20 protein-coding genes are annotated in these 21,597 nt (G+C 70.5%); 8 read left to right on the top strand and 12 right to left on the bottom strand.

Features of this window, described 5'->3' with window-relative positions:
• The first annotated feature begins 37 nt into the window (after nt 1–37).
• Nucleotides 38–1,537, top strand: coding sequence for an FAD-dependent oxidoreductase (locus OG841_RS02055; RefSeq protein ID WP_371570529.1), 1,500 nt, complete (start codon nt 38–40; stop codon nt 1,535–1,537).
• Nucleotides 1,538–1,580: 43 nt separating this feature from the next.
• On the opposite strand, the gene OG841_RS02050 is transcribed toward OG841_RS02055, so the two are convergent.
• The 6 genes from OG841_RS02050 to OG841_RS02025 all read right to left on the bottom strand — a co-directional run bounded on the left by OG841_RS02050 (nt 1,581) and on the right by OG841_RS02025 (nt 8,613).
• On the bottom strand, nt 1,581–2,591 hold the full coding sequence (locus OG841_RS02050; RefSeq protein WP_371562899.1) for a DUF5914 domain-containing protein: 1,011 nt from the start codon (nt 2,589–2,591) through the stop codon (nt 1,581–1,583).
• Nucleotides 2,588–3,583 (bottom strand): phytoene/squalene synthase family protein, encoded by a 996-nt coding sequence (locus OG841_RS02045; RefSeq protein WP_371562896.1) that lies wholly within the window; start codon nt 3,581–3,583, stop codon nt 2,588–2,590. The genes OG841_RS02050 and OG841_RS02045 overlap by 4 nt, the downstream gene beginning before the upstream one ends.
• The gene (locus tag OG841_RS02040) at nt 3,570–5,141 is read right to left on the bottom strand and encodes a phytoene desaturase (RefSeq protein WP_371562893.1); all 1,572 of its coding nucleotides are present in this window, start codon (nt 5,139–5,141) and stop codon (nt 3,570–3,572) included. Before OG841_RS02040 ends, OG841_RS02045 begins: the two co-directional genes overlap by 14 nt.
• Nucleotides 5,138–6,298, bottom strand: a complete 1,161-nt coding sequence (locus OG841_RS02035; protein ID WP_371562890.1) for a polyprenyl synthetase family protein — start codon at nt 6,296–6,298, stop codon at nt 5,138–5,140. The genes OG841_RS02040 and OG841_RS02035 overlap by 4 nt, the downstream gene beginning before the upstream one ends.
• Nucleotides 6,299–6,518: 220 nt before the next feature.
• A complete protein-coding gene (locus OG841_RS02030; protein WP_371562886.1) occupies nt 6,519–7,700 on the bottom strand; it encodes an amidohydrolase family protein in 1,182 nt (393 codons plus the stop codon).
• A 109-nt stretch (nt 7,701–7,809) separates the two neighbouring features.
• A complete protein-coding gene (locus OG841_RS02025; RefSeq protein WP_266555370.1) occupies nt 7,810–8,613 on the bottom strand; it encodes a FadR/GntR family transcriptional regulator in 804 nt (267 codons plus the stop codon).
• A gap of 177 nt (nt 8,614–8,790) precedes the next feature.
• Here OG841_RS02025 and OG841_RS02020 point away from each other — a divergent pair, with 177 nt between their 5' ends.
• On the top strand, nt 8,791–9,630 hold the full coding sequence (locus tag OG841_RS02020; RefSeq protein ID WP_328643087.1) for an enoyl-CoA hydratase-related protein: 840 nt from the start codon (nt 8,791–8,793) through the stop codon (nt 9,628–9,630).
• Nucleotides 9,627–10,220, top strand: a complete 594-nt coding sequence (locus tag OG841_RS02015; RefSeq protein ID WP_365115958.1) for a DUF2889 domain-containing protein — start codon at nt 9,627–9,629, stop codon at nt 10,218–10,220. Before OG841_RS02020 ends, OG841_RS02015 begins: the two co-directional genes overlap by 4 nt.
• Nucleotides 10,221–10,320: 100 nt before the next feature.
• Here the strand turns inward: OG841_RS02015 and OG841_RS02010 are convergent, their stop codons facing one another.
• Nucleotides 10,321–11,007, bottom strand: a complete 687-nt coding sequence (locus tag OG841_RS02010) for a TetR/AcrR family transcriptional regulator (RefSeq protein WP_365115956.1) — start codon at nt 11,005–11,007, stop codon at nt 10,321–10,323.
• Nucleotides 11,008–11,167: 160 nt separating this feature from the next.
• Here OG841_RS02010 and OG841_RS02005 point away from each other — a divergent pair, with 160 nt between their 5' ends.
• Nucleotides 11,168–12,031, top strand: coding sequence for an NAD(P)H-binding protein (locus tag OG841_RS02005; protein ID WP_371562881.1), 864 nt, complete (start codon nt 11,168–11,170; stop codon nt 12,029–12,031).
• Nucleotides 12,032–12,066: 35 nt separating this feature from the next.
• On the opposite strand, the gene OG841_RS02000 is transcribed toward OG841_RS02005, so the two are convergent.
• Both OG841_RS02000 and OG841_RS01995 read right to left on the bottom strand, forming a co-directional pair.
• Entirely contained in the window at nt 12,067–13,428 is a 1,362-nt protein-coding gene (locus OG841_RS02000) for a 6-phospho-beta-glucosidase (protein WP_371562878.1), read from the bottom strand.
• Nucleotides 13,425–14,354 carry a DeoR/GlpR family DNA-binding transcription regulator gene (locus OG841_RS01995; protein WP_442759695.1) on the bottom strand — a complete coding sequence of 310 codons (930 nt, stop codon included), beginning with the start codon at nt 14,352–14,354 and terminating at the stop codon, nt 13,425–13,427. Before OG841_RS01995 ends, OG841_RS02000 begins: the two co-directional genes overlap by 4 nt.
• Before the next feature lie 189 nt (nt 14,355–14,543).
• Between OG841_RS01995 and OG841_RS01990 the strand changes: the two genes are divergently transcribed.
• The 4 genes from OG841_RS01990 to OG841_RS01975 all read left to right on the top strand — a co-directional run bounded on the left by OG841_RS01990 (nt 14,544) and on the right by OG841_RS01975 (nt 18,706).
• Nucleotides 14,544–15,824 carry an extracellular solute-binding protein gene (locus tag OG841_RS01990; RefSeq protein ID WP_365115949.1) on the top strand — a complete coding sequence of 427 codons (1,281 nt, stop codon included), beginning with the start codon at nt 14,544–14,546 and terminating at the stop codon, nt 15,822–15,824.
• Nucleotides 15,825–15,948: 124 nt separating this feature from the next.
• Entirely contained in the window at nt 15,949–16,833 is an 885-nt protein-coding gene (locus OG841_RS01985) for a carbohydrate ABC transporter permease (RefSeq protein ID WP_328643759.1), read from the top strand.
• On the top strand, nt 16,830–17,699 hold the full coding sequence (locus OG841_RS01980) for a carbohydrate ABC transporter permease (RefSeq protein WP_328643094.1): 870 nt from the start codon (nt 16,830–16,832) through the stop codon (nt 17,697–17,699). The genes OG841_RS01985 and OG841_RS01980 overlap by 4 nt, the downstream gene beginning before the upstream one ends.
• 59 nt (nt 17,700–17,758) lie before the next feature.
• Entirely contained in the window at nt 17,759–18,706 is a 948-nt protein-coding gene (locus OG841_RS01975; protein WP_328643095.1) for an alkaline phosphatase family protein, read from the top strand.
• A 24-nt stretch (nt 18,707–18,730) separates the two neighbouring features.
• Here the strand turns inward: OG841_RS01975 and OG841_RS01970 are convergent, their stop codons facing one another.
• The 3 genes from OG841_RS01970 to OG841_RS01960 all read right to left on the bottom strand — a co-directional run bounded on the left by OG841_RS01970 (nt 18,731) and on the right by OG841_RS01960 (nt 21,576).
• Nucleotides 18,731–19,933 carry an SPFH domain-containing protein gene (locus OG841_RS01970; protein ID WP_328643096.1) on the bottom strand — a complete coding sequence of 401 codons (1,203 nt, stop codon included), beginning with the start codon at nt 19,931–19,933 and terminating at the stop codon, nt 18,731–18,733.
• 2 nt (nt 19,934–19,935) lie between these two features.
• Nucleotides 19,936–20,193: a hypothetical protein gene (locus tag OG841_RS01965; protein WP_057612745.1), complete on the bottom strand. Its 258-nt coding sequence runs from the start codon at nt 20,191–20,193 to the stop codon at nt 19,936–19,938.
• 156 nt (nt 20,194–20,349) lie between these two features.
• On the bottom strand, nt 20,350–21,576 hold the full coding sequence (locus OG841_RS01960) for an acyl-CoA dehydrogenase family protein (protein ID WP_328643097.1): 1,227 nt from the start codon (nt 21,574–21,576) through the stop codon (nt 20,350–20,352).
• Nucleotides 21,577–21,597: the final 21 nt, after the last annotated feature.

Here is a 21,597-nt window from a genome sequence, read left to right as displayed (position 1 = left end):
AGCAGCCCGGCGGGGCCGGGACCGCAAGGCCGAGATCATGATGCCCGCGCCCGGCCGGGACCGTTTCGACCCTGCGGACGCGCCGGGCGTCGCCGTGGTCGGCGGAGGGATCGCCGGTCTCGCCGCGGCCACCCTGCTGGCCGAACGCGGCGCCCGCGTGACCCTCTACGAACGGGAGGAGTCGCTCGGCGGCCGGCTCGCGGGGTGGCGCACCCGTCTCGCCGACGGTTCCGAGGCGACGATGAGCCGCGGCTTCCACGCCTTCTTCCGCCAGTACTACAACCTGCGCGGCCTGCTGCGGCGTACCGATCCCGGCCTCGACCGTCTTCGGCCACTGCCGGACTACCCGCTGCGGCACAGCGGCGGGTTGACCGACAGCTTCGCCCGTGTCCCGCGGACGCCGCCGTTCAGCGCGCTCGGCTTCGTCGCCCTCAGCCCCACCTTCGGCTGGCGCGACCTCGCCGCGATGAACGCCAGGGCCGCGCTGCCCCTCCTGGACGTCCGCGTGCCCGAGGTCTACGACCGCTTCGACGGCATGAGCGCGACAGCCTTCCTGGAGCGTGTCCGCTTCCCCGAAGCCGCGCACCATCTGGCCTTCGAGGTGTTCTCGCGCAGCTTCTTCGCCGACCCGCGTGAACTGTCCGCCGCGGAACTGCTGCTGATGTTCCACATCTACTTCCTCGGCTCCTCGGAGGGCCTGCTCTTCGACGTGCCCAACGAGCCCTTCCCCCGGGCCCTGTGGGAGCCCCTCGGCGACTACCTCCGCAACCTCGGGACGGATGTCCGCACCGGCACACCCGTGCACGGCGTCCTCCCGTGCGACGGCGGGGGAGTGGAGGTGCGGACCGACAGCGCCGCCGACCGGTACCACGCGGCCGTGCTCGCACTCGACCCCGGGGCGCTGCGCGGGGTCGTCGCGGCGTCACCCGGCCTGGGCACCCCCGCCTGGCGCGACGACATCGCCGCCCTTGCCACCGCCCCCGCGTTCCTCGTCTCCCGGCTCTGGCTGGACCGGCCGGTCCGCGCAGACCGCCCAGGATTCCTCGGCACCAACGGCTACGACGGCCTCGACAACATCAGCGTCCTCGACCGCTACGAGGGCGAGGCCGCCCGCTGGGCCGCCCGGACCGGCGGCTCGGTGGTGGAACTGCACGCCTACGCCGTCCCCGACGGCACCGCACGGGAGGCGATGCAGAACCGCCTCGCCGAGAGTCTGCGCCGGGTCTACCCGGAGACACGGCACGCACGGGTCGTGGACGCCCGGCACGAGTGGCGCTCCGACTGTCCGTTCTTCCCGGTCGGCTCCCACTCCCGGCGGCCCACCGTGGTGACGCCCCATCCCCGGGTGACGCTGGCCGGTGACGCGATCCGCTGCGGTCTGCCCGTGGCCCTGATGGAGCGCGCCGCCACCACGGGCTTCCTGGCGGCGGGTGCCCTGCTCGACGCCTGGGGCGTCCGGGGGCAGGTGTTGTGGACGGTGCCCCGGGCGGGCCGTACCCCCGTACTGCGCGCACTCGGGGCGACCGGGAGACGCTGAGTCCCCGGCATGCGGGCCCCGGGCTGCCGGGTGACTCGCGGCGCTACCCCGGGAACCGTCCTGTGCTGCGCAGCGCCCAGCGTCGTTCCGCGTACGCCAGGTCGTCGTGCCACAGCCGGCCGGCCGTCCGCCTCATCAGCGGGCGCAGTAAGGGCGCGGCCGCTCGCGCGAGGGCGAAACCGCGCCGGTCCGAGGCCGCGACGACCGCCTCGACCACAGCGGTCCGCGGCCGCTCGTCCGCCTCGCGGGTCAGCGGGGTGGCGTGAGTCTCCACCACGGACGTGGCCCCCTCACCCTCGGTGATACGCATGACGACCGTACGCGGTCCGGGTGCCGTGAACTCCGCCCGGACCGGCACCACCAGACGACCGGTCACACGAAAGGAGACGTCGACGACGAAGGTGTCGTCCTCGCTCGTCGGCGGCCGGGCCACGGTCAGGTCGACGAACGAGTACGGGTGGAACCACGAGCCGTGCCACGGATCGAGCCGGTTGGCGACCACGTCCTGCGGTTCGCACCGCCCGACGGCCGTGAACACGGCGTCGACCCCGCTGCCCGCCGCCGGCCGTTCCGGCACCACCGGACGCTCCAACGGCTCCTCGCCGCCGACCGCGTCCAGCCGGACCCACACCAGGACCCCGTCGTCGTGGGCCGGATAGGGATCCCAGCCGGCCAACGACCGGCCGTCCAGGGCCAGTCCGTGCCAGTGGCACACCAGCGTGCCGCACACCACCCGGCTGTCACGCAGGGGCGCACCGAGGTGGGGGCAGGCTCCCGGGCCGGCGTGCAGCGCACCGGTGTCGGACCGCCACAGCACCACTTCGACCCCGCCCACCGTCCTGCCGTAGGGGCGGCCACCGGCGCGTACGTCCCGGGAGGCACCGACGACGAACCAGTTTCCGGACCGGCGGGCCGACGCCCGTTTGAGCGCGTCGGCGATCAGCGCCGGGCGTGCCTCCCGCCAGGTGGGCGTCTGCGTCGCCCAGTCCGAGCGCCGGCGCCGGCGCCGGCGCAACGGAGGTGTCCAGCCGGCCCATTCCGGTCGGTCACTCATCGCGCCGGTCCTTTCGTCGGGATTGCCTCGCCACTCGCCCGGGGCACCCCACGCGCGGTGCGGGCACGCCACCGCGCGCCCGCGATGCGTACGACTCCGGCGGCGGCCGTGGCCGCTCGGCGCCCGCGGGACACCACCGCACGGCGGTGCAGCACCGTGTAGTCCTGATCCGCGATCGCGTCGAGAATGCCGCCGTACAGGGTGAACGCGGTGCGGATGCAGGGGCGTGTCCGTGGGTCGAGCATGGCGATGCCGGGTTCCGCCGCCCGGTACACCTCTCGCGTCATGGCCTCGGCGGCGATCAGCGCCGCGCGGATCCGCGGGTCGCCGCGTCCGGTGCGGCGGCTCCACTCCAGCAGTGGCCGGTCCACGCCGTGGGCGGCGAGCAGGTCCGTCGGCAGGTAGACGCGGCCGCGGTCCAGGTCCTCGCCCACGTCCCGAAGGAAGTTCGTGAGCTGGAACGCCACGCCGAGGTCAGCCGCGTGGGGTGCCGCCTCCGCGCGGGGTACGACCGTGCCGAGGACGGGCAGCATCTGCAGTCCGATCACCGCGGCCGAGCCGTGCATGTAGGCCCGTAGGTCGGCGTAGGTCGGATAGTCCGTGACGTGCAGGTCGCTGCGCATCGAGGCCAGGAAGTCCGCGAACAGCACGGCCTCGATGCCGTACCGGTCGGCGGTGTCGGCCACGGCCCGGACCACCGGCTCGTCTCCGCCGCCGGTACGCAGCCCGTGCGCGAGATCGCTCTCCAGACGGCGCAGCAGCCGGTCGCGGTCCTCAGGCGTGCGGCTCCCGTCGAGGTCGTCCACGATGTCGTCCGCCCAGCGGGCGAAGCCGTACAACGCGTGCACCGCGGAGCGGCGCTCCACCGGGAGCAGCCGGGTGGCCAGGAAGTAGGTCCGGCCGTGGCGGGCGTTGAGCCGCCGGCAGTACGTGTACGCGGCGCGCAGGGCGGGGTCGGTGATGCCGGCGGCGTCCAGTTCACGACGGGTCATGGGCGTCTTCCACGGTCGAGGGGACGGGAACACGTGCTTCGCGGGGCGCCGGGCGGGTGCGGTCGGAACGGCGCGGGACGCCCCCGGTGATACGCGCCGCCGCGAGTTTGCCGCTGATGAGCACGGTCGGAACGCCGACACCGGGGGTTGTGCCGCAGCCGGCCAGCACGACGTTGTCGGCGTCGCGCACCAGATTGCGCGGGCGGAACGGGCCGGTCTGGGCGAAGGTGTGGGAGACGGAGAAGGGGCTGCCCGCCGCGTGCCCCTGCGCCGCCCAGTCCAGCGGGGTGACCAGCAGCTCCTCCTGGACGCTGTTCGCGAATCCGTCCAGGCCCCGGCGTTCCAACTCGGCGACCAGGCTCTCCCGGTAGCGCGGCCCCAGGTCGCGCCACGCGGCGGCGGAGGGGCCGACGGTGGTGTTCGGGCAGGGGGCCAGCACGTAGTGGAGGTGTTTGCCCGGCGGCGCCAGGCTGGGATCGTGGGTCGTCGGCCGGGTGATCAGCAGGGACGGGTCGCTCATCAACTGCCCCGAGCGGGTCAGCTCGTCGAACGTGCGCTCCCAGGCCCCGCCGAAGGACAGGGTGTGATGGGCGAGGCCGGGCCAGGTGCGGTCGGTCCCCGCGTGCAGGACCACGGCGGACGGTGAGTGCCGCAGCCCCACCGGGCGCCGAGGCACGCGCCCCAGCAGCCGGTGCGCGGCGGACAGCTCGCAGGAGAGCACCACCGCGTCACAGGCGATCCGCTCGCCGGAGGCCAGCCGTACGGCACGGACCCGACCGGCCGAGCGCTCCAGCGAGGTCACTTCGGCCGACCAGCGGAACTCGGCACCCGCGTCGGCCGCCGCGTCCGCCATCCCGCGGGGCAGCGCGTGCATACCGCCCTTGGGGAACCAGACGCCGGCCACGGTGTCCATGTAGGCGATCACCGCGTAGGCCGCGAGGGCCCTGGCCGGGGCGACTCCGGCGTACAGGGCCTGGAAGGAGAAGACCCGGCGCAGGCGGGGGTCGGACAGGAAGCGGGCGATGCGCCGGTCGAGCCGCCCGAAGCCGCCCAGGGCCGCCAGGCGTGCCAGGTCCGGGTGGAGCAGCTGGAAGGGCGAGTCGAAGTTCGTGTCGATGAAGCGTCGCATCTGCGCCCGGTACAGCCGCTCCAGCCAGTCCCGCAGGTCGCGGTAGCCGGCCGCCTCGGCCGGTCCGGCGAACCGCCCGACCTCCGCCTCCATCGCCTCGCCGTCGGTGTGCACGTCGAGGGAGGTGCCGTCCGCGAAGCACGCCCGGTAGGCGGGGTGCAGGGCCGTCAGCTCGACGTGGCGGGCGAGGCTGTCACCGACGGCCGCGAAAGCCTCGTCGGCCAGGTGCGGCATGGTCAGGACCGTGGGCCCGGTGTCCACCTCGTAGTCGCCGAGGCGTACCCGGCCGGCCCGGCCGCCCGGACCGGCGTCCCGCTCGACGACCGTCACCCGGCGGCCGGCACCCAGCAGGTGCAACGCACAGGCGAGGCCGGACAACCCCGCGCCCACCACGACGACATGGTCCGTCGGCCCCGGTACGGTCCTCACGCGGCCTCCCCGGCGCGCTCCAGTGCGACGCCCGCCGCCTGTTCGACGAGGGTGGCGAACTCCTGCCGTACGAAGGGTTCCGCGCCGGTCCGGTCGAAGTGCCGCAGACTTGTCGCGCCCAGCTGCGTGATCTTCGACTCCACGACGGCGCGTGCCCCGGTCCGCTCCAGCGCCGCCCGCATCCGCGCCACGGCCTCGTCCGACGGGAGATGCGTGCCCGGGGCGAGCGCGTCGGCGGATTCCTCGTCACCGGAGGCGTCGGCGAGCCTGACACCGACAGCGAGCAGGTAGGTGAGCTTGCGTGTCCGCAGATCGTCGTCGGCCGGTTTGCCCGTCACGGCCGGGTCTCCGAAGGCGCCGAGGAGGTCGTCGCGGAGCTGGAAGGCCAGACCGGCGCACCGTCCGGCGGAGCGCAGCGCGTCCAGGGCGGACGCGTCGGCTCCGGTCAGTGCCGCGCCGAGAGCCAGGGGCCGCTCGACCGTGTACAGGGCGCTCTTGAGCGTGGCGATGCTCACCGCCTCGTCGAGTCCGGAGGTTCCGGTGGCCTGGGCGTGGATGTCCCGGTACTGCCCGGCGACCATCTCGCCGCGCATGGCCTGCCACTCGCGGTGCAGCTCGGGGCCGTACGGCGAGCCGAGGGCCGTCTCGGTCAGGAGGTCGTCCGCCCAGGCCAGGGCCAGGTCGCCGGCGAGCACCGCGGCGGACGTCGCGAACGCTTCGGGCGGCCCGGTCATCCGTCCGGCCCGGTGCATGCGGGCGAGGTCCACGTGCACCGCCGGTGCGCCGCGGCGCAGAGGCGATCCGTCCATCACGTCGTCGTGGATGAGGGCGCACGCCTGGAGGAGTTCGAGGGCCGCGCCCGTACGCAGGACCGCGGTGACGTCGCCCGATCCGCCGACGGCCCGCCATCCGCACCACGCGAACGCCGTGCGCAGCATCTTCCCGCCGCGCCGGACGAGCGCGGAGACACGGTCGGCGACATCGCGGGCGAACACCGGATCGGTCTCCCGGGCCCGGCACATACGTTCGTCAAGAACACGCCCGAGCTCCGCCTCGACGGCACGGACGGCTTCCTGGGCCGTGCACGGCCGGTCGACCGACCCGACCGATCCGACCGATCCAGCCGGTTCGGCCACCGTGGGCCGCAGTCCCCGCATGCGCAACCCCTTCTCACTCTCGGTCACCCGCACACCCATGTTTCTGCCGAGTGCGCCTGTACGGATGCACCGATTCACCGCTGGGGGTGCGGGCCGCTTCGGGGATGGCCGCTCCACCGGCCCGACGGCAGGGTTCCAGGCGCCGACGGCAAACGGGCCGGGCAGCACGGAGCCCGGTACCGAATCCGGTACCGGGCTCCACGTTTCTCTCCCGCGAGGCTCAGCGGGTGATCAGCTGCTGGGCGTTGTTGTACATGATGTCGTCCTGGGCGGACTCGTCGAGCTCGGCGATGAGCTTGCGGAAGTCGCCGGGGTTGGCCAGGCCCTCCGCGTGCGGGAAGTCGGAGCCCATGACGAGGGACTCGTGGTAGCCGAGGCGCTTGACGACGTTCACGATGTCGTCCTCCGGATAGGGCACCACGCGGATGTGCTTGCGGAAGACCTGGCTGGGGCGCTCGTCCAACTGCCCGCCGATCCACGGGCCGTTGCGGCCCATGCCCCGGCTCTTGTCCATGTGACGCACGAAGTGCGGCACCCACTCGGAGCCGAACTCGGACACCAGGACGTTGATGTCGGGGAAACGGCCGAAGAGGTTGTCGAAGATCAGCGCGGACAGCGTCTCCTCGACGGGGCGCTGGCCGTAGGTGTTCTGCCACTGCCAGGCCGACATCCGGAAGTGGATGGGGTTCGGGTCGTAGCCCCAGGAGGGCGCCACCTGCGAGTTGTAGTAGAACTCGCTGATGTGGTAGCAGACGCTCGCCTTGGCCTCGTTGACCAGCTTCCAGAACGGGTCGAAGTACGGGTCGCCGGGCGAGCGGCCGTAGACCGGGCCGGTGGGCAGCAGGATGAAGCGGGCGCCCTGGTTCAGGACGAACTCCAGCTCCTTGACGGCGCTGGGCAGATCGCGCAGTGACAGCAGCGCGGGGGCGTAGATGCGGCCCTGGTGGTTGAAGCCCCAGACCTCGTTCATGTACCGGTTGAAGGAGTGGTAGTTCGCGTAGAGCGGCTCCACGCCCTTCACGTACTCCTCGGCGACCAGCGCCCAGCCGCCCGGGTAGATGATCGTCTGGTCCAGCCCCTGCTCGTCCATGACGCGCAGCCGGGCGTCGCGGTTCTGGTACGACTCGTGCATCGGCTCGAACTGGTACGTCTCCTCGGGATTGCCCGAGGCCATCGCCTTGAGCATCTCCTTGAGCGAACCGGGACGGTAGACCTGCCCGAACTCCGGTTCCAGGCATACGACGATGCGGTCCCCGGCGAGGATCACCTCCCGCCCGTCCGGCAGGGTCACCGGGGCGACGGCCGCACCGAGGAACTCCTTCGGAAGGTAGCGGGTGAAGGAGTCCCGTTCCTCGTACATGTGCTGGTCGCAGTCGAAGATGGGCTTGCGCTGTTCGGCCATGGCGTCGCCTCCGGGCCCCAGGAACTATTCAGTACGCCTTCTATAATTATCTAACTGATTAGAGAGCGCAAGGGGGAGTGGAGGCGGAGCCGCCGCGAGGTCGGGCCGGTCAGTCGAGGAGTTCGAGCACCGTCTTGGGTCCTGCGGCGTTCACGACGTCGTCCGCGCTGGAGATGTGCCGCTGCCACAGCTTCTCGGCCTCGTCCGCCTTGCCGGACTCGATCAGGCCGACCATCCGCACATGCGCCCGGTGTCCCTTGAGGGCCTGCGTCTTCTGTGCCTCGGCATCGGCCGCGCCCGCCGTGTACGAGGCGTTGGCCCGGTCGATGATGTTGCGCAGCATGCCGCACAGCAGGATCAGGGTCTGGTTGCCGGTGAGTTCGACCAGCAGGGCGTGGAAGGCGTCCTGTGCGTCGACCAGGGCGAGCGGGTCCTCGAGAACGGCCTTCTCGGCCGCCACCGCGTCGCGCAGTCGCTTGATGTCGTCCGCCGTGTGCTTGGTGGCGAGCTGGCGGGCGCAGGGCGGCTCGATGAGGGCGGCGGCACGATAGATGTCGCCCAGGGTGGCGCCGCGGTACTCGAGGATCAGGCCGGCGAAGCGGGCGGCGACATCCGAGTCGGGAGCGCTCACCCGGGCACCGCCGTGGGCGCCGCGGCGCACCGTGATCAGGGACTCCGACTCCAGCACCCGGAACGCCTCGCGCAGTGTGGGCCGTGAGATGCCGAACTGCTCCATCAGGCCCGACTCCGGGGGCAGCGCGTCGCCGGGCTTCAGCTCGCCCCGTACGATCTGGCGACGCAGGTGTGCGGCGACCAGCTCGGCGGTCTTCGGCACCCGCACCTGACGTCCGACGCGACTGCGGGCGGGGACCGGCACGGTCGCCGTTTCTGCGGTGCGGGCTGCCTCGGCCACAGTGGGCTCCTCGTATAGCTAAATGAATCGTCTTAGTGCATCGAGGGTACCAGGTCAAGCCATCGGTGATCTTCTCCTTGCGCGAACCGATCTGGTGCCCCGGCGGTTGTTGGTATATAGATGATTCATCTATCTATAAAGCCGGTCCAGCCGACGGATACCGCGGGAGTGACCTCGATGACCGAGAACCCGGCCCCGGAGATCCTCACCGATCTCACCGACGACGGGGTCATGCTGCTGACCCTGAACCGGCCCGAGCGGCACAACGCCTGGACGCTGGAGATGGAGCTGCTCTACAACGAACTGTTCGACCGGGCGGAGCACGATCCACGGGTGCGAGCCGTAGTGCTCACCGGCGCCGGGCGCAGCTTCTGCCCGGGCATGGACATGAGTGTGCTCGACGCGGCCTCATCGGGTGCCCGCCCGTGGCCGACGGACCAACTGCCCCCGCGCACCCGGCCCATGTCCTTCCCGAAGCCCGTGGTGGCGGCCGTCAACGGAGCTTGCGCGGGCATCGGCTTCAACCAGGCGCTGATGTGCGACGTCCGGTTCGCCGTACCGCACGCCAAGTTCGCCGCCGCCTTCAGTGCCCGTGGGCTGGTGGCCGAGGACGGTGTGTCCTGGCTCCTGCCCCGGCTGGTCGGCTACGGCAACGCCGCCGACCTGCTGCTGTCCTCGCGCCGGATCACCGGGACGGAGGCCCTGGCGATGGGGCTGGTCAACCGCCTGGTCGAGCCGGCGGAGCTGCTCCCGACGGCGCTCGCGTACGCGACCGAACTGGCCCGATCGGCCAGCCCGTACGCGATGTCCCTCATCAAGCGGCAGCTCGCCGACGACCAGGCGAGGACCTTCACCGAGAGCCAGGACCACGCGGCCGCCCTGCTGGCCACGGCGAAGCGCGCCCCGGACTACCGCGAGGGCGTGCGCAGCTTCATCGAACGCAGACCCCCGGAGTTCGCGGGGCTGGGGGAGGCCCCGGTCCCGGCATCGGCGCTCCCGGGGGAGGCCTCCTCGTGACGCGCTCCGGACGTCCGCTGCACCGCCGTACGATCACCGTCACCGCGTACGCGGAAGGCGGCGACGAGATCTCGGTCGAGGCGGAACTGAGCGACGTGCGCCCCTGGGCGGAGCCGTCGGCCGACGTCGTCCACCGGATGGCGCTCGCCGTGCGCGTCCGTCTGGCCGACATGGTCATCGTGCACGCCGACGCGGACATGCGGACCTTCCCGCACGCCGAGTGCCCCTTGATCACCCCGGTGTTCGACGGGCTGGTCGGGCTCAGCGTGGCCGCCGGCTACAACCGGGCCATCCAGGAGCGGTTCCGCGGGGTGTCCGGCTGCTCGCACCTGCATGAGCTGGCCCGTGTCCTGGGCCCCGCGGTGGTGCAGGCGGCCATCTCGGCGAACGCGGGCCTGCGGTACGCCGGTGAGCAGTCGCAGGGCCCGCGCTCCACGGCCGGTGTGCTGAACAGCTGCCACATCTGGGCGCCGGACGGCGTGGGCCTGCGCAAGCTCGACGCGGGCTGGGTCCCGGGGACCGGCCCGCGTCCGGTGCCGCCGCTCAGGACCTTCGAGGGGCGTGGACCGGGGACGTCCGGCACCACCTGAACGCGTTGCCGTCCGACGTCTGCATCCTCGCGGGCGTCGCGTCGACGGGCGTATCTCTCCCGTTCGCGGCGGAGTGTGCGTCGCGCAGCGCGGTGCTGGATCAGCGTTGCAGCCACTCGTCGAGAAGCGCGGCCTCGGCTTTGCTGAGACCGGGAAGTTCCGGCAGGAGGGTGCGGAAGGCCGCGACGACGGCCGCCGCGTCCTGGGTGGGGACAGCGGGCTCATCGACGAGGATGGCGCGAGCGATCGCGTCGAAGGCGGCGTCGGCCAGATGCGGGTCGCTTTGCTCTGGTGGCAGGGTCAGCAGGGTGTGGACGGTTCCGATCCCCGCCGAGCGAATGAGATTGACGGCGCGTTCCTCGCTCACCCGGAGCCGCCCAACGGCGGCGATCCTGTGCACGCGCTCGGCGAGGATCAGGACACCCTTGACCTGTGCCGGGGTGGCGCGTGCGCGGGCCGGGTCGAGCAACAGGCCGTAGACGTACGGGTTGGCGAGCCCGAAGCTGATCTGCGTGTTCCATCCGGCGCGGAGGTCTTCCACAGGGTCGTCCGAGGGCGCGGTGGTCTGCTTGCTCGCCACATGTTCGGCGAAGACATGTTCCGCGGCGACATCCAGCAGCTCGTCCTTGTCCTGGAAGAAGCGGTAGAGAGCAGGAGGCTGCAGCCCGGCCTCGTGCGCCACGCGACGCGTGGTCACCGCGGCCGGACCCTGGTCGCGCAGCAGGCCGGCCGCAGCCTTCACGATGCGGTCCCGGGTGATGTCTCGCCGCTGCGCGTTCGGTGTCATGGAGACGATGATATCGCCCGACAGTGACAGGTGATGTTATCACTGATATGAGCAACTACATGCCGTTGAGCTGCATGTGAAGCATGAGTGCTTCCAATGGAAGTATCAGTGATACCGTTATTTCAGTTCCGTTGGAAACGTCGTCAGACTGGAGCCAGGAATGCTGATCGTCACGGGAGCCACCGGCCGCCTCGGGTCGCTGATCGTCAACCGCCTTCTGGAGCGGGTACCGGCCAACCGGATCGCCGTCAGTGTGCGCGACGTGCGCAAGGCCGCCGACCTTGCCGAGCGCGGCGTCCGAGTCCGAGCGGGAGACTTCACCGAACCCGACAGTCTCAAGCACGCCTTCGAAGGTGCCGAGCGCGTCCTGGTCGTCTCCGCGGCCATTCGAGGAGGCGGCGCGTTGACCGCCAACCGCGCCGCCATCGACGCAGCACGGGAAGCGGGCGCCCGACGCATCCTCTACACCAGCCACCAGGCCGCCTCTCCCACGTCGTTCTTCCCGCCGCAGAAGGTCCACGCGGCTACCGAGGAGCACCTCAAGCAGCAAGACGTCCCCTACACCGCTCTTCGCAACGGGTTCTATGCCGCCACCTTGGGCTTCTACATCGGCGCGGCGCTGGAGACCGGCACGCTCGCCGTGCCGCAGGACGGCCCGGTGTCCTGGACGGCCCACGAGGACCTGGCAGAAGCCGCGGCCTCCGCCCTGGTCGAAGACGGTGCACTCGAAGGGATCACGCCGCCTCTGACAGCCCCTCACACGCTGGACTTCGCCGACGTAGCCGACATCCTCAGCCGCATCACCGGCCGGACCATCACCCGAGTCGCCATGGACGACGACGAGTGGATATCCGCAGCAGTCGCCGGCGGGATGCCGCGGCCGGCTGCGGAGTTCTCCTTGACGATGTTCACGGCATCGCGCAAGGGCGAGTTCAACGCCACCACCCCGACACTGGAAGCCACCATCGGCCACCCGGCGAAGACCGTCCACGAGGTCTTGGAGGCCGCCCTGAGCTCCCGGTGACCGACCAGCCTGGGCGAACATTCCCGGTCAAGGCGCTAGCGGCCCAGGTAGGCGAGCTCGGGGAAGTGCCGCTGGTACGCGTCCAGCAGGCGCTTGGCGACGGTGTACGAGTCGATCAGCGGGTGGATGGTCAGTGCCTTGACCGCGTGGGCCCGCTCTGCGGTGGTCGTGGCGTGGATCACCGCCCGTTCGACCGCCTTGACGGCGCACACCAGGCCCTGGCCGTGGTCGGGCAACGGGGAGCCGGCGATGGGGCGTGCGCCGTTGGCGTCCACATGGCAGGGGACCTCGATGACGGCGTCGTCGTCCAGGGCGGGGATCCGGCCGCGGCCCCGGACGTTGAGGATGAGCGTGGTGCGCTCGTCCCGGGCGATGGCCCGCATGAGAGCAAGGGCCACCTGCTCGTATCCGCCCGATTCCAGGTCACAGGAGTCCCGTTCGCCCATGCCGACGGCGTCGCGGTTCTCCGCCATGTAGGTGGTCTCGCGCTCCAGCCGGGTGGCGTCCCAGGCGTTCCAGGCGGCACGGGGCGCGGTCGGACCGCCGACCGAGGTGTCCAGCGAGTCGTAGAAGCGCTGCTGCTGCGTGTGGAGGAAGGCGCCCCGGGTGTGCTCGGCGGCCCGTGCGGTGCCGACCGACTCACGGTGGAAGTAGTAGTAGTGCAGGTACTCGTTGGGCAGCGCGCCGAGTGTGCGCAGCAGGTCGGCGCCGAAGAGCTTGCCCTCCTCGAAGGAGGTCAGGGCGGCCTCGTTCTCGAACAGGGACGGCAGCAGGTCCCGGCCGTCGGCGTACAGGCCGCACAGCCAGCCCAGATGGTTCAGACCCACGTAGTCCAGGCTGGTGCGCGCCGGATCCACGCCGAGCGCCCCGGCCACGCGGCGGCCGAGACCCACCGGGGAGTCGCAGATCCCGATCACGCGGTCGCCGAGGAGAGCGGTCATGGCCTCGGTGACCATGCCGGCGGGGTTGGTGAAGTTGATGACCCAGGCGTCGGGTGCCAGGGCGGCGATCCGACGGGCGATCTCGAGCGCGACCGGGATGGTGCGCAGCCCGTAGGAGATGCCGCCGGCGCCGACGGTCTCCTGGCCCAGCACACCTTCCTCCAAGGCGATCCGCTCGTCCGCCGCACGGCCGGCGAGCCCGCCGACCCGGATCGCCGAGAACACGAAGTCGGCTCCGGTGACCGCCGCGTCCAGGTCGGTGGTGACGGTGACCCTGGGCGGATCGGGGTGCTCGGCCGCCTGGTCGGCGAGCACCTTGCCGATGGTCGTCAGCCGGGAGGCGTCCAGGTCGTACAGGGTCACGTCGGTGACGCGTCCTTCGCCGCGGTCGCCGAGCAGGGCCCGGTAGACCAGCGGGACGCGGAAGCCGCCGCCACCCAGGATCGTCAGTCTCATACCTCGACCACCTCGACTCCCGCCTCCCGCAGACGGCTACCGGTCTTCTCGTCCACCGGGGCGTTGGTCACCACGACGTCGAGTTCCTCGGGACCGCACACCCGGGCCATTCCGGTGCCGGGGAACTTGCCCGCGTCCGCCAGCAGGACCACCTGGGCGCTGGCGGCGATCATCGCCCGCTTGACGGGTACCTCGACGGCCGTGGTGTCCAGCACCTGACCGTCGGGGCGGACTCCACTGGTGCCGAGGAACAACCGGTCGGCGTGGACCTGCCGCAGGTTGTCCTCGGTGAGAAAGCCGACCAGCGAGCGGTAGTCGCGGCGGACCACCCCGCCCAGGAGGATCAACTGGACGTCCTTGTCGTCCTGGAGCTCCTCGTAGACGGCGAGGTTGCTGGTGATCACGGTCAGCGACCGGCCGTGCAGATGGCGGGCCACCCGGTGGGCGGTGGTGCCGATGTCGAGCAGCACGGTCTCGCCGTCCCTGACGATGTCCGCGCACCAGACGGCCAGCGCGTCCTTCGCCTCGACACGGACGCCGGCGACGTCGGCGAACGGGTCGTCCTCGCCCACCACGGGGGCGGCACCGCCGTAGACCCGCTTGAGCAGTCCCTCGTCCTCCAGTTGTACGAGGTCCCGACGGATCGTGGCCTGACTCGCCCCGATCTTCTCGGCCAGGGCGACCACCGAGAGGGGCCCGTCCGCGCGCAGGGCGCGAAGGATCAGCTGATGTCTTCGGTCAGCGAGCATGCCGCTGACCATACTCGCGAACTCTTCAAACTCAAGCAAAGTCACGCAGGAATGTCTCGATACTCGCTTGACCCTTGTCAAAGTCGCGCAGTGGGTGCACTCTCTTGCGTAATTCAAGCGAGGTCCGGACCCCACTCCGGTCGGCCGAAGCGGATGAACGGCGTATTTCGCCGCCATGGACGCGTCGGCACCGTCTGAGAGGACCAGCTCACACGCCCCGGGTGGCTGAAGGGTTCCCACCACGCCGATGCTCTTCAGCCACCCGGCCCTCCCGTCACACCCCTCCACGGCTCACGACTCACAGGTCCTGTCGGACATACCGGATATGGCCGATGTGCAGAACCCGCCCAGAACTAGGAGAAGATCGTGGATCTTTCCCGCAGACGATTCCTTCAGGCCGCCGCCCTGACGGCCGCCGCGGCCGGCGCCACCGCAGCATGCGGCGGCAGTTCAGGATCGAGCGGCAGCAAGGACGGCAAGGACCTGACCCTCTGGTACTGGGGAGGCGCGCTCAGCGACAAGGTCGTCGCCGAAGCCAAGACGCACTTCAGCGGCCAGGTCAAGCTGACCACCAGCTCCATCGGCGGCGACTTCAAGCAGAAGCTCACCACCACCCTCGCGGCGGGCGCGGCCGTGCCCGACATCACCGGCATCAAGGGGGAGGACATCGCCTCCTTCCTGCCCAACGGCAGCCGCTTCCTGGACCTGAACGACCTGGGCTTCAAGAAGCTCTCCTCCCAGTACCTGGACTGGAAGACCAAGCTCGCCCAGACCACCGACGGCAAGCAGATCGGTTTTCCGATCGACATCGGTCCCACCGCGCTCTACTACCGCGCGGACCTGTTCGACAAGGCCGGGCTGCCCTCCGACCCCGCCAAGGTCGCCGCCGAGACCAAGACCTGGGACGACTACTACGCGCTCGGCGCCGAGCTGAAGAAGGCGTTGCCCGGCACCTACCTGATCAACAACCTCGGCTCGGTGTTCAACATCGCGGTCGGTCAGGGCACCAAGCGGTTCATCGACGAGAACAACCACTTCATCGGCGACCAGGACCACATACGCGCCGCCTGGGATCTCTCCATCCGCCCCTACCGGCTCGGCCTCGACGGGAAGATCAACGACAACACCCACAACGCCGCCCTCAGCAAGGGCACCCTCACCACCGAACTCGGCGCGGCCTGGCACGCGTTGGACATCGAGCAGGCGGCCCCCAACACCAAGGGCAAGTGGCATGTCAGCCCGAACCCCGGAGGACCGGCCAACCAGGGCGGCTCCTACCTGGCCCTGCCCAAGCAGTGCCGCAATCCCGAAGAGGCATTCAAGATCATCAGCTGGATCCTCAACCCGGCCAACGACGCCCGAGGCTTCACCGACGCCGCCATCTTCCCGGCCTGTCCTGCCGCTTACGCGATGCCGGCCATGACGGGGCCGGACGCCTTCTTCGGCGGGCAGAAGATCATCGAGATCTTCGGCCCGGCCGCCGAGGCCATCCCGGCCAGCTACGAGGCGCCCGCCGACGCCGCCGTCATGGCCCCCTACCTGACCGAGCTGACCAACATCGAGGCCAAGGGCAAGAAGCCCGACGACGCCTGGAAGGACGCGGTCAGCCAGGCCAAGCAGATCGGCCAGCGGCAGGGGGTGAGCTGACGTGTCCTCACCTCCGGTCACCGGAGCCGCCGCGGTGCCCAAGCACCGCGGCGGGCCGGGCCCGACCCGGTTCCGCCCGCGGCGCACCCCGCCCGCGGGCGCCGTACGGGTCAGGCGTCGCGGGGTGCTGTCCCACTGGCGGCAGTACCTGGCGATCTCGCCCTTCTACCTGGTCTTCCTCGCCTTCTCGTTCTTCCCGGTCCTCTACTCGCTGTATCTGGCCTTCCAGCGCTGGGACGGCATCGGCACCATGCACTTCGTGGGGCTGCAGGAGTTCCGGTTCCTGTGGAAGGACCCCGTCTTCTGGCTGTCCATCCGCAACACCCTGGTGATCTGGGTCCTCTCCACCGTGCCCACGCTGGCCGGTGCCCTGGTGCTGGCGACGCTGCTGCATTCGGTGCGCCGGTTCAAGGGCTTCTACCGCATCGCCCTCTACGTGCCGAACGTGACCTCGATCGTGGCCGTGGCGATCTTCTTCGGCGCGGTCTTCAGCAACAACTTCGGCCTGGTCAACGCGATCCTGGACACGGTCGGCATCTCGCCCGTCCCGTGGCTGAGCGACCCGTGGCTGATCAAACTGGTCATCGCGTTGCTGATGACCTGGATGTGGACCGGCTACAACATGATCATCTACCTGGCCGGGCTTCAGACCATCCCGAAGGAGATCTACGAGGCGGCCAAGCTGGACGGTGCCGGCCCTGTCCGCACCTTCCTCCAGATCACCATGCCGATCATGCGGCCCATCATCCTGTTCACCGTCATCATCTCGACCATCAACGGCCTGCAGAGCTTCAGCGAACCTCAGATCCTCTTCGCCAGTGAGGCCGCCAACCCCAGCCTCGGCGGTCCCGGCCAGGCGGGCCTGACCACGCTGCTGTACTTCTACCAGTCGGCCTTCGTCAACAACGACTACGGCTACGGCGCGGCCATCGTGTGGGCCTTCTTCGTACTGATCATCGTGCTGGTCCTCATCAACTGGCGCATCGTGCAACGAGGGAGGAAGGCATGACGGCAGCGGGTACGACGCCGGGGGCGGCGGACACGAGGCGGTCCCGACGGCCCAGGGGCCTGAGCGCCCACATCTTCCTCATGCTGGCCGTCCTGATCTCGGTCTTCCCGTTCGTGTGGACGATCATCATGGCGACCAACACCACCCAGGACATCTACAAGAGTCCGCCGAAGCTGACCTTCGGCTCCCATCTGCTGGAGAACATCCGGCACATGCTCAAGACCATCGACTTCTTCGGGTCGATGCTCAACACCCTCGTCGTCGCGTCCGTCACCACCCTCCTGGTGCTGTTCGTCGACTCCTTGGCCGCCTTCGCCTTCGCCAAGTTCGACTTTCCCGGACGCAGGGTGCTCTTCGCCGCGCTGCTGGGGTTCATGATGCTGCCGTTGCAGCTGGGCATCCTTCCGCAGTTCATCCTGGTCTCGAAGATCGGCTGGGTCGGCACGCTCAGGGCACTCGTCCCGCCCGCCCTCGCCAACGCCTTCGGCATCTTCTGGCTGCGCCAGTACATCCAGAGCGGCGTGCCCGACGAACTGCTCGACGCCGCACGCATCGACGGCGCCGGGTTCTTCCGCCAGTACTGGAACATCACGCTGCCCATGATCAAGCCGGGGTTGTCCTTCCTCGCGATCTACGCCTTCGTCAACGCCTGGAACGACTACATCTGGCCGCTCGTCGTGCTCACCAGGCCCGGCCACGTCACCCTGCAGGTGGCGCTCGCCCAGCTCAACGTCGCCCACAACACCGACTACAGCATGGTCATGGCCGGTGTGCTCATGGCCTCCGTCCCGATGCTCGTCGTCTTCTCGATCTTCGCCCGAGGCTTCATCGCGGGCGCGACGGAAGGTGCCGTGCAGGGCAGCTGAACCCGTTGGCGACCCTGGACTGCGAGGAGACGGCTCCTCGGCGTCGAGAGAGGTGAGGAATGACGGATGTCGATCCGCCGGGGCGGCCGGCTGAGGAGGGGAGGGCGCACGGCGTGCAGCGCGGCAAGGTACTCGTGGTCGGCCTGGACGGGGTGCGCTTCGACCGGCTGACTCGCTCGCCGTCATCCATGGTCCCCGTGTTGCACGGGCTCATGGCGGCGGGTGCCCACGGCACCAGTCTGCTGCCCTACGGCGAGGTGGACGGGCAGGCGGAGGGCGGGCCGTCGACCAGCATGGCCTACACCGACTCCGGACCCGGGTGGTCGAGCGTGCTGACCGGGGTGTGGCCCGACCGTCACGGGGTGACCGGCAACGACTTCACCGGCGCCGACTACTCCCGCTACCCCGACTTCCTCAGCCGCGCTGTCACCGCCCGGCCCGGTCTGCGCACCGCGGCCGCGGTGTCCTGGCCCGACCTGGTCCACCGCGGCACCCTCGGCCCCGCCATCGGCCGGCGGGTACTCCACGACGGCGAGGCGGAGGGCTACGAAGGTGCGGACCGCCTCGTCGCCGACACCGCCGCACACTGGCTCACGGACGGCGATCCGGACGCCGTGTTCGTGTACTTCGGCGCCACCGACGAAGCCGGCCATGCCACGGGCTCGCTCAGCCCCGCCTACGACCACGCCCTCCTCGGCACGGACGCCCACCTCGGGCGGCTGTTGGACGCGATCGCCGCCCGACGCTCCCAGCCCGGCCGTGGTGACGAGCGCTGGACGGTGCTCGTCACCACGGACCACGGCCACCTCGACACCGGTGGCCACGGCGGCGACACCCGTGCCGAGCGGGAGGTCTTCGTCATCCTCGCCGAGCCCGGCGTGCCAGGCGGCACCCGGCTCGACACCCCGCGCCTCATCGACCTGGCACCGACCGTCCTGGACCGTCTCGGCGTCCCCATCGACCCCGCCTGGGGCCTGCAGGGCCGCATCCTGCCCCGGTCCTGCTAGGGCCTCCGGATCGAGGGAACCCACTCAGTCGACGTCGACCCGACCGTCGTCCCCCTTGCCGTCCTTCCGCGCGTGCAACTGGAGCAGGCCGTTGCCACTGCCGTCGCCGTCGTTGCTCTCCGAGGGACGGCGGCCGTCGGAGGAGTCCTGGCCGTTCAGGTTCTGCCGGACCGAGTCGAGGATCGTCAGGCCCTGGGACACCAGGCCGGCGGCGATCTCGCCGAGCCCGTCGGCGCCGTTGAGGACGTTGACGTTGGCACCGGCGAGGCCGCCCGCGGCCTCCTTCACGATCTGCGGGAGCTGGTCGATCAGCATCCGGTCGAGCGCGACCCGGTCGTAGGAGGCCGCGGCCTCCGCCTGGATCTTCATCCGCTGGGCGTCGGCGGCGGCGAGCACCCTGATCCGCTCGGCCTCGGCCTCGGCGGGCTTCACGATCTCGGCGACCAGTTGCTGCTGGCGCAGTTTGGCCTGGCGCAGGGCCAGCTCCGTCTGGGCGTCGAGGACCTCCTGCTGGGCGTGGGCCTGCGCCAGCGGCCCTGCCTGCGCGGCCCTCGCCTGCGCCCGGTCCACCTCGGCCGAGTACTCCGCCTTGACCACGGCGGTCTGCCGGGCGTACTCGGCCTGGTTGCGGGCCGCCACCTGCTCCGCCTCGACCGAGGCCTGGGTGGCCTGGGCCTGGGCGATCTGGGCCTGCCGCTGGATGGCCGCCTTGTGCGGCGCGGACATGGCCTCGATGTAGCCGACCTCTCCGTCGTCGATCGACTGGATCTGCAGCGAGTCCACGATCAGACCGATCTTCGCCATCTCGACCTTCGAGGTGTCCAGGACCTCCGCGGCGAGCTTCTGCCGCTCGGTGACGATCTCCTCGACCGTCATCGAGCCAATGATGGCGCGCAGGTGACCGGCGAAGATCCGGCCGGTCAGCACCGACATCTGATCCTGGTCGGAGAGGAACCGCTGGCCCGCGTTGATGATGCTCTCGTGGTCGTTGCCGACCTTGAAGGCGATGACGGCGCGGACGTGCAGCGCGATGCCCTGCCTGGTCACACAGGTCTCGGTGACCTCGGCCTCGCACATCGACAGGGTGAGGAAACGGGTCTTGCGGAAGATCGGGAGCACGAACTTGCCGTGCCCCGTCACCACTCGGAACGGCGCGCCCCCCAGTCCCCGCCGTCCCCCCGAGATCAGCATCGCCTCGTCGGGAGCGGGAACGCGGTATCCGAACATTGTTACTCCTCAGCCGGCGCCGGCGGGTTCACCGCGAGCGCGTCCAATGGATCCGCCCACTCGATGACGCCGACCGCGCGGCATCCACGCGACTCGATCACGAGCACGGTCGCTCCGGTGGGCAGGGGATCCTCGGACCAGGCGAGGAAGGTCTCCGAGCCGCCTCTGACCCGCACGAGGATCTCGCCGGGGCCCGCGGAACCGCGGGTTCCGATGAGCAGCTTCCCCGTGCAACCGATCACGGCCTCGTCCTGCGGCATCACGGCCGTCCTCCATCGTCTGGCCCCAGGATCCCGACGATAGACCCACTGCGGCCGAGGGCCCAACGGGCATGACGATCCGGCCCGCCCCGCTCCGCTTGCTCCGCGCCCGACGCGGTCCACCGCCGCGGCCGGCAAAGCCCCCCCGACCGGGTTCTAACCCGCCGCTGCCCTCGGCTCGCGCGGCAGCCCCAGCACCTTCTCCGCGAGGATGTTCCGCTGCACCTGGGAGGTTCCCGCGTAGATCGTGCCGGACCGGGCGATCAGGTACGTCGTCGACCAGGACGCCGAGGAGTTCGCGGCGCCGGGGTCGTCGGTGCGGTAGGTGCGCAGGGGCGGGCGGCCGACCGGCACCTGGCCGTGCAGGCCCATGATGTCCATCGCCAGATCGGTGACCTTGGTGTGGTACTCGCTCCAGTACAGCTTGGCGATCGACGACTCCGGGCCGGGCTCGGTGCCCTTGAGCCAGCCGGTGAGGATCCGGTAGCCGAGATAGCGCATGATCTCGACCTTGGACCAGCACCAGGCGATGCGCTGCCGGATCACCGGGTCCTGGTCCTTGCCGTACAGCCGCGCGAGTTCGACGAGGCGTTCCACCTCCGCCTTGAAGAGGATCGGGTTGGTCGCCGCCTCCTCCCCGCGCTCCACGCCGAGCAGGCTCTGGGCGACGGTCCAGCCGTTGTCGACGCCGCCCACGACGAGGTCGGCGCGGGTGCGGGCGCCGTTGAAGAACACCTCGTTGAAGTGGAGCTGTCCGCTCATCATGCGAAAGGGCCGCACCTCGACGCCGGGCTGGTCGAGCGGGACGAGCAGGAAGGAGATGCCGCGGTGTCGGGGGGCGTCGGGGTTGGTGCGGGCCAGGACGAAGATCCAGTCGCTGTGATGGGCGCCGGAGGTCCACACCTTCTGGCCGTCGATCACCCACTCCTCACCGTCACGCACCGCACGTGTCCGCAGGGAGGCCAGGTCGGAGCCCGCGTCCGGCTCCGAGTACCCCTGGCACCAGGTGTCCTCGCCGCTGAGGATGCGGGGGAGGAAGTGGGCCTTCTGCTCGTCCGTACCCCAGCGCAGCAGCGTGTTGGCCAGCATCTTCACGCCGAAGGTGTCCTGCGGCAGCCCGAACGGCACACCGGCCAGCGCCAGTTCCTCCATGAGCACCACCTGGTGGAGCTTGGTCAGGCCCCGGCCGCCGTACTGCTCGGGCCAGGTCAGTGAGAGGTAGCGGCGCTCGGCCAGCAGACGGCGCCAGTCCCGGGCGAAGGCCCAGGCCGCCTCCTCGTCGAGGGCGCCGATGCCCTTCCAGCGCGGCGGCAGTGTTTCGGCGAGGAACGCCCTGACCTCGGTGCGGAACGCTTCGGTCTCGGGGGGATAGCTGATGTCCACCTGCGTACTCTCCTCGTCCGG

This window comes from Streptomyces canus (genome assembly GCF_041435015.1).
GTDB classification, from domain to species: Bacteria; Actinomycetota; Actinomycetes; order Streptomycetales; family Streptomycetaceae; genus Streptomyces; species Streptomyces canus_G.
The sequence above is the reverse complement of the archived record's forward strand: the minus strand, read 5'-3'. Positions and strand labels throughout refer to the sequence as shown.